Origin of the sequence: Oerskovia flava (assembly GCF_026163685.1) — a bacterium.
In the GTDB taxonomy this organism is placed as follows: Bacteria; Actinomycetota; Actinomycetes; order Actinomycetales; family Cellulomonadaceae; genus Oerskovia_A; species Oerskovia_A flava.
Map to the genome: position 1 here is coordinate 273763 of NZ_JAOXSR010000005.1, position 12588 is coordinate 286350.

The following is a 12588-nucleotide window of genomic DNA, read 5'->3' on the forward strand; positions in this document are numbered from 1 at the left end:
CCGCAGCGCTCAGCCGGCCACGGCGGGCGGCGGGGCCTCGTGCGGGACGAGTGCGCGGTGCGCCTCCGGCAGCGCGGCCCACCAGCGTCGTCGCGCCGCCACGAGGTCCTCGGGCGAGAGGTCGCCCCACACGCGCAGCCGCGACAGCCCGCCGTCGGGGTACACGTCCAGGCGCAGGTGCGTCGCGGGCGGCGCGTCCGCGACGACGTACCGGTGGCGGGTGTCCGCGAGCACGTCGGTGCGGGGCAGCACGTCCACCCAGGTGCCCGACGGCGCCCCCGCGGTCAGGTCGTCGCCCTCCCCCGGGTGCGTCCCGGCGTCGTGCACCGCGAGGCGCACCGCGCCCGGCGCGTTGCCTACGAAGTACGTCGTGTCGACCTCCACGTGCCGCACCGTCCCGCGCTGCGCGAGCGCGAACACGGCGACGTCGTTGCCCGGCCCGCGCCGACGCGCGTTCTCCCAGCCCTGACCCATGTGGGCGGCGCGGCCCGGCATGATGAGGTTCGCCGGCGAGGAGTAGAACGCGTCGGACGTCTCGACGAGCCGGCCCCCGTTCTCCGCCGCGGCGAGATCGATCGTGCCGACCAGGAAGCGCGGGTCGGCGACGACCTCGCCGTGCACCCGCAGCCGCGCGACGCCGCCGTCGGGGTAGATCGTCAGGCGCACGTGCGTCCAGCGGGTCCGGTCGTCCACCTCGTAGGCGTTCGGCGAGTCGCCCTGGGCTTCCTGGCGCTCCACGATCGTGGTCCAGGGTGCGGCGAGCAGCTCCTCGGTCGACGGGTAGCCCTCGACCGACGTCGCCTCGACCGAGACGTACGGCGGGTAGTTCCCGCGGAACCACGCCGTGTCGACGACGACTCCGTGCACGATCCCCGCGGCGCCCAGCCGCACGATCGCCGCGTCCCGGTCGCCGCCGTCGCGCCGCCGCCGGGTCTCCCAGCCGTCGTAGACCTTCCCCTTGTGCCCGAACACCGTCGGGTCGAACACCGACGGGCCGGGCGTGATGAGGTTCTCCCGCTGCGCGAAGAGCTCGTCGCTCGCCCACACGACGCTGCCCCCGAGCGCGCGGGACGCGAGGTCGGGCAGGGCGAGGAAGCGCGCGGCGGGGACGGCGTCGGCGTGCGGTGCGGTCATCAGGAGAGTCCTCTCGTCAGTAGCCGTCCGGCGGGTCGGGTGAGGTCGACCTCGTGACCGCGCAGGAAGGTGGTCATCACGACGCCCGCGAGCGCGCGGTCCGCGTACGGCGTGATGGGGTTCTTGTGGTGCAGGCGCGCCGGGTCGACCACGAACGCCGCGTCCGGCTCGAAGACGACGAGGTCCGCGTCGTGCCCGACGGCGATCGCGCCCTTGCGCGTGAGGCCCGCGAGCGCCGCGGGCCGGGCGGACATCCACTCGACGACGCGCGCGAGCGGCACACCGCGGGTGCGGGCGGCCGTCCAGACGATCGACAGGCCGAGCTGCAGGGACGAGACCCCGCCCCACGCGATCCCGAAGTCGCCCGTGTCGAACGCCTTGAGGTCGGCGGTCGACGGCGAGTGGTCGGAGACGACGGCGTCGATGGTGCCGTCGAGCAGCCCTTCCCAGAGGAGCTCGCGGTTGTCGGCCTCGCGGATCGGTGGGCAGCACTTGAACTGCGTCGCCCCGTCCGGGACCTCCTCCGCGGCGAGCGCCAGGTAGTGCGGGCACGTCTCGACCGTCAGGCGGACCCCGTCGCGCTTGGCGGAGCGGATCATCGGCAGCGCGTCGGAGCTCGACAGGTGCAGGACGTGGGCGCGGGCGCCGGTGCGTCGCGCGCGTTCGACGACCTCGGCGACGGCGAGGTTCTCCGCGCCGCGCGGCCGTGACGCGAGGAACGCCGCGTAGTCCTCGCCGTGGGGGCTGGGGGCGTGGTCGATCGCCCGCGAGTCCTCGGCGTGCACGATCATCAGCCCGTCGAACTCCGCGAGGATCCTCAGGTCGACCTCGAGGTCGTCGGGTTCGAGGAAGCCGAACTCCTCGACGCCGGAGTGCAGCAGGAAGCACTTGAAGCCGAAGACGCCCGCGTCCCACAGCGCGCGCAGCTCGCCGGCATTGCCCGGCACAGCCCCGCCCCAGAACCCGACGTCGACGAAGACCTGGTCCTGCGCCGCGCTCCGCTTGAGCTGCAGCGCCTGCACGTCGGTCGTGGGCGGGACGGAGTTGAGCGGCATGTCGACGATCGTCGTGACCCCGCCCGCGGCGGCGGCCCGCGTCGCCGAGGCGAAGCCCTCCCAGTGCGTACGACCCGGCTCGTTGACGTGGACGTGTGTGTCGACCAGCCCGGGGATCAGCACCTGGTCGCCCGTCAGCTCGACGACCCGCTCGCCGACGAGCCCCGCGCCCAGGGGCTCGATCGTCCGGATCATCCCGTCCGCGATCCCCACCTCGCGCGGCTGGAACCCGGACGCGACGAGCACCCGCTCACCGCGCACCACGAGGTCGAGGTCGGGCCTGTCCGTCGGCTGGTTCACCGGACACCTCCCGTGCTGCGCAGCGCGGCAAGGTGCGCGCGGTCCAGGCCGCTGCCCGCGCGGGTCTCGGTCTCGGTGAGCGCGCCGCAGTCGATCCCCCGCAGCACGAACCATGCCAGGGCGCGTGCGGTGGCCGGTTCGTCGAGGACCCCGCCGGGTTCCAGGCGGGTGTAGGCCGCCAACCGGCGCAGCGCGTCGACGCTCCCCCGCCGGTAGAACGCGTACGTCGCGGCGAACCGGCTCGGGAGCTGGGCCGGGTGCAGGTCCCATCCCTGGTAGAAGCCGCGTTCGAGCGCGCGCCGCACGAGCCTCCCGTGCAGGGCCCACGCCGCGTCGACGGCCGCGGGCTCACCCACGGGCAGGACATTCGTCGACCCGTCGGACACGCGGACCCTGGTCCCGGCGGCCGCGAGCTGCATGATCGCCTTGGCGTGGTCTGCGGCCGGGTGGTCGGCGGACTGGTGCTCGGCCGCGATCCCGAGCGAGGCGCTGTAGTCGTACGTGCCGTAGTGCAGCCCGACGACGCGCCCGGCGCCCGCGTGCACCATCAGGGCGACGGTCGCCCGGCCGTCGGCGCCGAGCACGGCCTGCGGGGTCTCGACCTGGACCTCGAAGCGCAACAGTCCCGTCGCCAGACCGTGCGCCTGCTCGAGCCGCTCGCACACCGTGGCCATGGCCTCGACCTGCGCGACGGACTGGACCTTCGCCAGCGTGACGACGAAGCCGTCCGGCAGCCCGTCCCGGGAGCCGCCGGAGGCACCCGCGCGAGCGGCGACGAGCTCGGCGAGGAAGAGGTCGAGCGTCCGGATCCCGCGCCGGCGGGTCGCTCGCTCGAACGCCTTGATGCGGAGCCCGACGAAGGCCGGGGCGGCGCCGCGCTCCTCGGCGGCGGCAAGCTCACGCGCAGCGGCGCGGGTGTCGGCGTCCTCGGTCGCGTCCGCGCGCCGGCCGTACCCGTCCTCGAGGTCGATCCGCAGGTCCTCGATCGGCTCGACCTCGAGCTTCGCGTCGACGAGCCGGGCGACGTGCTCGGCGAGCTCGCCGGACAGCCCGTGCACGCGGGCGAGATGCTCCGACCCGCCCGCGGCGGCGAGCGTCGCGCGGGCCTCGTCGCCCCACTGCGCGACGAGCCCGCGGTGGAAGCGGTCGGCCGGGACGTACACGGTGTGCACGGGCTGGCGGGTGCCGTCGTCGCCCGGGTACTGCTGCTCCAGCGCGTCGTCGCTCGGCCCGAGCCGGTCGTCGAGCAGGGCGAGGAGGTCCTCCCCGAGGACCGGCCCGGGGTCGTCGGGACTCACCGCCCGCCCTCCGCGCGCTCCGCGGCGACCACGGACTCGTACGCCGGGAGCGTGAGGAAGTCGACGTAGTCGTCGCCGAGGGCGATCTCGATCACGAGCTCGGCCGCGCGGGAGTAGGAGCCCACGTCGTACGCCTCGTGCCCGACGTCGTCCCGCAGCCGGGCGGTCTCCTCGCCGAGGAGCGCGCGCACGAGGTCCGCCGTGACGGTCTCGCCCGCACGGTCGCCCGCGGTGAACCGCGCGCCGCTGCGCACCCACTGCCAGACCTGCGAGCGCGAGATCTCGGCCGTCGCGGCGTCCTCCATGAGGTTGTGGATCGCGACCGCACCGTTCCCGTCGAGCCACGCCGCGACGTAGGCGACCGACACGTAGAGGTTGCCGCGCAGCCCCTCCTCGGTGACGTCGCCCGTGGCCGACGAGGCGTCGAGGAGCTGGGCGGCGGTGACCGAGACGTCGTCGCGGCGCCGGTCCACCTGGTTCGGCCGGTCGCCGAGCACGTCGTCGAACACCTCGCGGCACACCGGCACGAGGTCGGGGTGCGCGACCCACGACCCGTCGAAGCCGTCGTGGGCCTCCCGCTGCTTGTCGGCGCGCACCTTCTCGAACGCCCGCGCCGTGACCTCCGGCTCGCGACGGTTCGGGATGACCGCGGCCATGCCGCCCATCGCGAACGCGCCGCGACGGTGGCACGTGGAGACCAGCAGGTCGGTGTACGCGCGCATGAACGGCGCCGTCATGGTGATCGCGCCCCGGTCGGGCAGCGTGAACGAGGGCCCGGAGTCACGGAAGTACTTGATGACGGAGAACAGGTAATCCCACCGGCCGGCGTTGAGGCCGGACGCGTGCTCGCGCAGCTCGTAGAGGATCTCCTCCATCTCGAACGCCGCCGGGATGGTCTCGACGAGCACCGTGGCCCGCACCGACCCGTGCGGGATCCCCAACGCCTCCTGCGCGTGGGTGAACACGTCGTTCCACAGGCGGGCCTCGAGGTGGGACTCCATCTTGGGCAGGTAGTAGTACGGGCCGGACCCGCGCGCGAGCAGCTCTGCGGCGTTGTGGAAGAAGTGCAGGCCGAAGTCGACGAGCGCGCCGACGGCGGGCGCGTCGTCGACGTGCACGTGCAGCTCGTCGAGGTGCCAGCCGCGCGGGCGGACGACCATCACGGCGAGCGGGGCGTCGGTGCGCAGGGCGTACGTCTTGTCGCCGTCGGCGCCGCGCTGGGTGAACGCCAGCGTGCGCCGGGTGGCATCCCGGAGCACGACCTGCCCGCCCACGACGTTGCGCCAGTGCGGTGTGGAGGCGTCCTCGAGGTCGGCGAGCCAGACCTTCGCGCCCGAGTTGAGGGCGTTGATCGCCATCTTCGGCGTCGGCGGACCCGTGATCTCCACCCGCCGGTCCTGCAGGTCGGCCGGCGCCGGCGCGACCGACCACTCGGCGTCCCGGACGGCGGCCGTGCCGGGCAGGAAGTCGAGCGTCCCGGTCCGGGCGACCTCCTCCCGGCGGGCCGCGCGCGCGGCGAGCAGCTCGTCACGGCGCGCCCCGAAGCGACGCTGCAGCTCACCGACGAAGGCGAGCGCCTCGGGCGTGAGGACCTCCTCGGAACGGTCGACCGTAGGGGCCTCGATGATCTGCGTCGTTCCCGACATGCTGGTCCTTCCTCGTGCTCGACGTGTCGTACTGTTTCCGTGATACGGAATGATGGTCGGTCGACGCGTTCCCCTGCGCACAGCCGCGACCGGACGACCATCCGCTCGACGACGAGAGGCACGCACCATGACCGAGAGCGAGGAGCCGCCCCGGCGGACCGGGACGGCCGCAGGGAACGTCCAGTCCGTCGACCGGGCGATCGACCTGCTCGAGCTGCTCGCCGACGCCGGCGGGCAGGCGACGCTCAGCGAGCTCGCCGAGGCCGCGCGGCTGCCGCTGCCCACGATCCACCGGCTCCTGCGCACGCTCCTCGGACGCGGGTACGTCCGCCAGACGCCGTCGCGCCGTTACACCCTGGGTCCCCGGCTGATCCGGCTCGGCGAGAGCGCCGGCCGGCAGCTCGGTGCCGGCGCCCGGCCGCACCTCGAGCAGCTCGCCGACCGGCTCGGCGAGTCCGCGAACCTCGCCATGATCGACCGCGACATGGTCGTGTACGTCGCCCAGGCGTCCTCCCGGCACGCGATGCGGACGTTCACGGAGGTCGGACGCCGGGTCTTCCCCCACAGCACCGGCGTGGGCAAGGCGGTGCTCGCCCAGCTCCCCGACAGCACGGTCCGCGAGATCGTCGCCCGCACCGGGATGCCACCGGCGACCAGCGCGACCATCACCGACGTCGACGACCTGCTCGTCGAGCTCCACCGGACCCGTGAGCGGGGGTACGCGATCGACGACGGCGAGCAGGAGCTCGGGGTGCGCTGCTTCGCCGTGGGTGTCCCGGACGCCCCGACCCCGACCGCGCTCTCCGTCTCCGGACCCACGACCCGCGTGAGCGTCGAGTTCGGCGAGTCCGCCGTCCCGATCCTGCACGAGGCCGCCCGCGTCCTCGCGCGCGAGCTCGTCACGACCTGACCCGCCCGCACGCAGCGGCCGGGTCCGGTGCGTGCGGGGGGTCCGGTGGGTTCCGTGGTGTCGGTCGGCTCCCGTGCCCATGGTGCGCCTCAGCAGAACCCCGCCACCGTGCTCCACGCCCGGGGCTCGGGCTGCGCGTCCGCCCGCCGGACCGTGGCCTCGATGAGGCCGTAGGGCCGGTCGGCCGCGAAGAAGACCTCGTTCGGGTTGTCCAGCCCGAACGGCGTGAGGTCCACGAGGAAGTGGTGCTTGTTCGGCATCGAGAACGCGATCTCCGCGATGCCGGGGTGCACCTGCAGCGCGCTCTCGCCCATCGCGTAGAGGGTCTGCTGGAGCGCCAGGGAGTGGGTCGTCGCGAACGTCTCGAGCAGCGTCGCCCGCACCGCGGCGAACGTTCCGTCGAAGTCGAACGACTCCGGGTCGATGCCCGCGTACCGCCACCGGGCCGTCACCGAGGTCGCGAGGATGCGGTCCGACGTCTCCGGCAGGGTCGTGTAGCGGTCGCGCGGGAAGCCGTGGAACTCGGACCCGGTCGACTTGAGGACCACGAGGTCCGTCAGCCCCGAGACGACGAACACCTCGTCGCCCGCGCGCTGGACGACCGTCGTCCGGGTCTCACCGCCGGACCGCACGAACGAGTGGTCGTGCTCCCCCGCGGAGGTGTCGATGCGGTCCCAGGTGTACTGCTCGACCTCCCACCGACCGCCGGTGATCCACTCGAAGCCGTCCGTGAAGTGCGCGCCCAGCCGCAGCGCGAACTGCTCGATCGACCCGATGCCGTCCCGGGCGAGGGCGTAGATCGTGTTCTTCTGGGTGTCGGTCGCCACGCAGTGCGCGTTGTCCCCGAGGGTGTGGACGTCCTCGAGGTCGCCGCGCAGCTGGGAGCTGACGTTGAGGTCGGTGATCTCGTGCCGGGGTGTGGAGCGGTCGACACGGACGAGGCGGACCTCCGCCTTGCCGTACTGGTTGTCCCCGAGGACGACCGCGGTGCGCGCTGCGGGCTCGGACATGGTCAGCTCCCTCGGTAGGTGGAGTAGGCGAACGGGCTGAGCAGGACGGGGACGTGGAAGTGCTGCGGCTGCCCGTCCGGGGCGTCGACCAGACGGAAGACGACCACGACCTCCGGGTAGAACGACTCGGTGCCCCGGCCGTCGAAGTAGTCCCCCGTCGCGAGGACCAGCCGGTACACACCCTCGGCCAGCCGCTCCGGGCCGAGCTGCCCGACCCTCCCGTCGGCGTCGGTCACGCCCGTGGCGATCACCGACGGGCCGCTCACCGACGTGGCGGTCGCGCCGTCCGTGGCCCCCGCCTCCTCGAGACGGACCTGCACACCCTCGGCGGGGGCACCCCGGGACGTGTCGAGAACATGGGTGGTGACGTGACTTCTCATGCGTCCAGCATCCTCTCCAACCGCAGGACCGCGATCTCTCGCAGGTTGCGCGCGGCGACCTGGATCTCCTCGTGGGGTGCGTGACCCAGGCGCTCGTCGAGGGCGGCGAGGATCTCGTGGGCGTCCCGGCCCGCGGCGCGCACGAGGAAGACGTATCCGAACCGTTCCTCGTACGCGCGGTTGCCCTCGGCCAGCCGGCGAGCGACGTCCGCGTCGTCGGGGTCCACGCCGGACTGCTCGGAGCGCGACAAGGCGGCCTCGGCGCCCGGGGCCACGGGTCGCTCCCCGATCCGGGGGTGCGCTGCCAGTGCCCGATCGATCTCCGCGCGACTCCACGGCTCGGCAGCACGCTCGGCGACGGCGAGGACGGCGGACCGGTCCGCGTACGGCCGTCCGGCGAGGATCTCGTCGGCCCAACGCTCCACCGGGACGCACGCGAGCAGGAGCGGCCGGGCCGCGGCAGCAGGAGCGGCGTTGAAGGCAGCCAGGCTCGTCCGGTGATCCTCCACCCGTACCTCCTGTTTCCGCATGTCGGAATGAACTTTCCGTGTGGTGAATTAGCCCATGGTGTCGTTGGTGCTGTCAAGAGGTAGCACGGCACGGCGATCTCCGCAGATCGCCCGCAGGCACGACGAAGCCCGCACGGGGTGGGGCACGACGCTCGCTCGCGTCGTGCCCCACCCCGTGCGGGCTTCGGTCATCGTCCGTCAGGTTCCCGCGCGGAACTCGTCCTCGAGGATGCTCATGACGACCGCGTCGGCCCAGCCGTCACCGTCGCGGAACGCGTCCCGCAGGCGGCCCTCCTCACGGAAGCCGAGCGACTCGTAGAGCATCCGCGCCCGAGGGTTGATGCTCAGGACGTCCAGGCTCACACGGTGCAGCTCCAGCCCGCCGTCGAACGCGAACCGCAGCACCTCGTAGATCGCCTCCCGGCCGTACCCGCGGCCGCGGTAGTTCGGCAGGAGCACGAGGCGCAGGTTCGCCGAGCGGGCGTGCTCGTCGATCTCGTTGAGGACGATCTCCCCGATGAGCTCGTCGCTCACCGGCTGACCGTCCCGCACCGCACCGGCCGTGATCGCCCAGTCGTAGCGACCCGGACGGTCGGCGACCGTCCGGGCCCACTCCTCGACCTGCTCGCGGGTGAAGTCCGCGGTCGTCCCGGTCAGGCGCATCGCCTCCGGGTCCTGCAACGACTCCCACAGGCGATCGGCGTCACGCTCCTCGATCGGACGCAGCCGCACCATCTCGCCGTGCACGACGGGCCCCCGGGTCACCGGCCCACCACCCGGTGGGTCGCCGGTGCCGTCACTCGCACTCAGCCGATCCGTTCGATGACGAGCGCCCGCACGCGCCCGGCGTCGGCCTGACCGCGGGTGGCCTTCATGACCGCACCGATGATGGCGCCCACCGGTCCGAGGTTGCCCCCACGGACCTTCTCCACGATGTCGGGCTGCGCGGCGAGCGCGTCGTCGATCGCGGCGAGGAGCGCACCGTCGTCGGACACGACCTCCAGGCCCCGGGCGACCACGACCTGCTCCGGGTCACCCTCTCCCGCCAGGACGCCCTCGAGCACCTGCCGGGCGAGCTTGTCGTTGATCCGGCCCGAGTCCACGAGGCCCTGGAGCTGCGCGATCTGCTCGGGGGTCACCGACATCGCGGCGAGCTCGGTGTCGGTCTGCTTCGCACGACGTGCGAGCTCGCCCATCCACCACTTGCGCGCACCTGCGGGGCTCGTACCGGCCGTGACCGTCGCCTCGATGAGGTCGAGAGCGCCGGCGTTCACGACGTCCCGCATCTCCGCGTCCGCGTAGCCCCACTCCTGCTGCAGCCGACGACGACGCGCCACCGGCAGCTCGGGGAGGCTCGCCTTGATCGAGGCGACCCAGTCGCGGCTCGGAGCGACGGGGACGAGGTCGGGCTCAGGGAAGTACCGGTAGTCCTCCGCATCCGACTTCACGCGACCGGGCGTCGTGATGCCCGTGTCCTCGTGCCAGTGCCGGGTCTCCTGCGTCACGGTGCCGGCGGCGTCGAGCACGGCGGCCTGGCGCGAGACCTCGTAGCGCACGGCGCGCTCGACCGAGCGGAACGAGTTGACGTTCTTCGTCTCCGTGCGCGTGCCGAGCGGGGACTCCGGGGTGGGCCGGAGCGAGAGGTTCACGTCCGCACGGACGTTGCCGCGCTCCATCCGCGCCTCGGAGACGTCGAGCGCCCGGAAGATGTCACGCAGGGTCTGCACGTACGCACGCGCGACCTCGGGGGCTCGCTCGCCAGCACCCGTGATGGGACGGGTGACGATCTCCACCAGCGGGATCCCGGCCCGGTTGTAGTCGACGAGCGAGTACTCGGCGCCGTGGATGCGGCCGGTCGCACCGCCGACGTGCGTGTTCTTCCCGGCGTCCTCCTCCATGTGCGCGCGCTCGATCTCGACACGGTGGACCGTGCCATCCTCGAGCTCGACGTCGATCCACCCGTCGAAGGCGATCGGCTCGTCGTACTGCGACGTCTGGAAGTTCTTCGGCACGTCCGGGTAGAAGTAGTTCTTGCGCGCGAACCGGCAGCTCTCGGCGATCTCGCAGTTCAGCGCGAGCCCGATCCGGATCGCGTACTCGACGGCCTTGCCGTTGACGACGGGCAGGGCGCCAGGGAGCCCCAGCGAGACCGGGGTGACCTGCGTGTTGGGCTCACCACCGAACTCCACCTCGGCCGCGCAGAACATCTTGGTCAGGGTGCCGAGCTCGACGTGCACCTCGATCCCGATCACCGGGTCGTACCGGCGGACGGCCTCGTCGTAGTCGACGAGGTCCACCTGGGTCTGCGTGCTCATCGCGACACCTCCAGCTCCGGGGCACGGTCGAGCAGCGGCCCGCCCCACGTGTTCTCCAGCGCGGCCTCGAGCGCAGCGCCCACCCGGTACAGACGGTCGTCCGCCTTCACCGGGGCGAGGATCTGGAACCCGACCGGCAGTCCGTCGTCGGACAACCCGTTCGGCAGGGACATCCCCGGGACTCCCGCGAGGTTCGCCGGGATGGTCGCGACGTCGTTGAGGTACATCGCCAAGGGGTCGTCGAGCTTCTCCCCGAACCGGAACGCCGTGGTCGGCGCGGTGGGCGAGACCAGAACGTCAGCCTGGGCGAACGCGGCGTCGAAGTCCCGCTGGATGAGTGTGCGGACCTTCTGGGCGCTGCCGTAGTAGGCGTCGTAGTAGCCGGCGGAGAGCGCGTACGTGCCGAGGATGATGCGCCGCTTCACCTCGTCGCCGAACCCCTGACCGCGGGTGGCAGCCATGACGCGCTCCGCGGTGACCGGGCCGTCCTCGGGCTCGACCCGCAGGCCGAACCGCATCCCGTCGAACTTGGCGAGGTTGCTGGACGCCTCGCTCGGCATGATGAGGTAGTAGGCACCGAGCGCGTACCGGAAGTGCGGGCAGGAGACCTCGATGACCTCGGCGCCCAGTCCCTGGAGCACCTCGAGGGACTCGGCGAAGCGTGCGCTGACCCCCGCCTGGTAGCCCTCGCCGTTGAGCTCGGTGACGACGCCGATCCGCAGACCGCGCAGGTCGCCTGCCGCACCCTGACGGGCAGCGTCCACCAGCAGCGGCAGCGGCTCGTTGATCGAGGTGGAGTCGCGGGGGTCATGACCGCCGATGAGCTCGTGCAGGAGAGCCGCGTCGAGCACGGTCCGGGTGACCGGGCCGGCCTGGTCGAGCGACGACGCCATCGCGATGAGCCCGTAGCGCGACACCCCTCCGTACGTCGGCTTGACGCCCACCGTGCCGGTGACGGCTCCCGGCTGACGGATTGACCCGCCGGTGTCCGTACCGATCGCGAGCGGGGCCTCGTACGCGGCGACCGCGGCGGCCGAGCCACCGCCGGACCCACCGGGGATCCGCCCGAGGTCCCAGGGGTTGCTGGTGTTCCCGTAGGCGGAGTGCTCCGTCGAGGAGCCCATCGCGAACTCGTCCATGTTGGTCTTGCCGAGGATCGGCAGGCCTGCGGCACGGAGCCGCTCGACGAGCGTGGCGTCGTACGGCGGTACCCAGCCCTCGAGGATCTTGGAGCCCGCGGTCGTGGGGATGCCCTTGGTCACGACGACGTCCTTGACGGCGATCGGGACCCCGGCCAGCGGGTGGAGGTCTTCGCCTGCCGCACGGCGGGCGTCGACGTCTCTCGCCGTCGCGAGGGCGTCCTCACCGCTGACGTGGAGGAAGGCGTGCACCGCTCCGTCGACGTCGGCGACCCGGTCGAGGTGCGCCTGTGTCGCGTCGACGCTGCTCACGTCGCCGGTGACGAGGTGCGCGGCGAGGTCCGCGGCCGAGAGCCGCGTGAGGTCGTCCGTCATCAGTCCTCCCCGAGGATCTGCGGCACGCTGAACCGGCCGTCTTCGCTCGCCGGGGCGCCGGCGAGGACGTCGGCGACCGGGAGTGCGGGCGTGGGGACGTCGTCTCGGAAGACGTTCGTCAGCGGGAGCGGGTGGCTGGTGGCCGGGACGTCGGGGGTGGCGACCTCGCTGACCTGCGCGATGGCGTCGACGATCACGTCGAGCTCGCCCGCCAGGCGGTCGACCTCATCGGGCCTCAGGTCGATGCGAGCAAGCACGGCGACGCGCGCGACCTCGTCACGGGAGATGGTGGACATGGGCCACAGTCTAGTGGCCCGACCCCCCCGACCGGAGACCGGCCAGCCCCGGAGATGGCCGGCGCACGAGCGGCTGGGGCTATACCTCGCGGGCGTGTGGGGGTATGCCAAAGGCCCACCCCGGTGGGGTGGGCCTTTGGTGAATGGGTGTTCGGCGGCGTCCTACTCTCCCACCCCGTCTCCAGGGCAGTACCATCGGCGCTGAAGGGCTTAGCTTCCGG

Annotated in this window: 12 protein-coding genes; 1 reads left to right on the plus strand and 11 read right to left on the minus strand. The window is 72.7% G+C overall.

The genetic code is table 11. The annotated features are described in order from the left end of the window. Positions 1 to 9: 9 nt before the first annotated feature. The 4 genes from alc to aceB are packed head-to-tail and all read right to left on the minus strand — an operon-like array spanning position 10 to position 5433. Positions 10 to 1134 carry an allantoicase gene (gene alc / locus OHL10_RS10915; protein WP_265522233.1) on the minus strand — a complete coding sequence of 375 codons (1125 nt, stop codon included), beginning with the start codon at positions 1132 to 1134 and terminating at the stop codon, positions 10 to 12. Beyond that, the gene (allB, locus tag OHL10_RS10920; protein ID WP_265522234.1) at positions 1134 to 2489 is read right to left on the minus strand and encodes an allantoinase AllB; all 1356 of its coding nucleotides are present in this window, start codon (positions 2487 to 2489) and stop codon (positions 1134 to 1136) included. The genes alc and allB overlap by 1 nt, the downstream gene beginning before the upstream one ends. After that, a complete protein-coding gene (locus OHL10_RS10925; RefSeq protein WP_265522235.1) occupies positions 2486 to 3787 on the minus strand; it encodes a DUF6986 family protein in 1302 nt (433 codons plus the stop codon). The genes allB and OHL10_RS10925 overlap by 4 nt, the downstream gene beginning before the upstream one ends. Continuing rightward, a complete protein-coding gene (gene aceB / locus OHL10_RS10930; RefSeq protein WP_265522236.1) occupies positions 3784 to 5433 on the minus strand; it encodes a malate synthase A in 1650 nt (549 codons plus the stop codon). Before aceB ends, OHL10_RS10925 begins: the two co-directional genes overlap by 4 nt. A gap of 127 nt (positions 5434 to 5560) precedes the next feature. Here aceB and OHL10_RS10935 point away from each other — a divergent pair, with 127 nt between their 5' ends. After that, positions 5561 to 6343, plus strand: coding sequence for an IclR family transcriptional regulator (locus OHL10_RS10935; protein WP_265522237.1), 783 nt, complete (start codon positions 5561 to 5563; stop codon positions 6341 to 6343). An 89-nt stretch (positions 6344 to 6432) separates the two neighbouring features. On the opposite strand, the gene pucL is transcribed toward OHL10_RS10935, so the two are convergent. From pucL to gatC, 7 genes are all read right to left on the minus strand, one after another. Next, complete coding sequence (gene pucL / locus OHL10_RS10940; protein WP_265522238.1) at positions 6433 to 7353, minus strand: factor-independent urate hydroxylase; 921 nt, start codon at positions 7351 to 7353, stop codon at positions 6433 to 6435. Positions 7354 to 7355: 2 nt separating this feature from the next. Then, positions 7356 to 7733, minus strand: a complete 378-nt coding sequence (gene uraH, locus OHL10_RS10945) for a hydroxyisourate hydrolase (protein ID WP_265522239.1) — start codon at positions 7731 to 7733, stop codon at positions 7356 to 7358. Beyond that, positions 7730 to 8242, minus strand: a complete 513-nt coding sequence (gene uraD / locus OHL10_RS10950) for a 2-oxo-4-hydroxy-4-carboxy-5-ureidoimidazoline decarboxylase (protein ID WP_265522240.1) — start codon at positions 8240 to 8242, stop codon at positions 7730 to 7732. Before uraD ends, uraH begins: the two co-directional genes overlap by 4 nt. 198 nt (positions 8243 to 8440) lie before the next feature. Continuing rightward, positions 8441 to 9007 carry a GNAT family N-acetyltransferase gene (locus OHL10_RS10955; protein WP_265522241.1) on the minus strand — a complete coding sequence of 189 codons (567 nt, stop codon included), beginning with the start codon at positions 9005 to 9007 and terminating at the stop codon, positions 8441 to 8443. Positions 9008 to 9048: 41 nt separating this feature from the next. Further along, complete coding sequence (gene gatB / locus OHL10_RS10960) at positions 9049 to 10557, minus strand: Asp-tRNA(Asn)/Glu-tRNA(Gln) amidotransferase subunit GatB (RefSeq protein WP_265522242.1); 1509 nt, start codon at positions 10555 to 10557, stop codon at positions 9049 to 9051. Further along, the gene (gene gatA, locus OHL10_RS10965) at positions 10554 to 12071 is read right to left on the minus strand and encodes an Asp-tRNA(Asn)/Glu-tRNA(Gln) amidotransferase subunit GatA (RefSeq protein ID WP_265522243.1); all 1518 of its coding nucleotides are present in this window, start codon (positions 12069 to 12071) and stop codon (positions 10554 to 10556) included. The genes gatB and gatA overlap by 4 nt, the downstream gene beginning before the upstream one ends. Beyond that, the gene (gatC, locus tag OHL10_RS10970; RefSeq protein WP_265522244.1) at positions 12071 to 12367 is read right to left on the minus strand and encodes an Asp-tRNA(Asn)/Glu-tRNA(Gln) amidotransferase subunit GatC; all 297 of its coding nucleotides are present in this window, start codon (positions 12365 to 12367) and stop codon (positions 12071 to 12073) included. Before gatC ends, gatA begins: the two co-directional genes overlap by 1 nt. Positions 12368 to 12588: the final 221 nt, after the last annotated feature.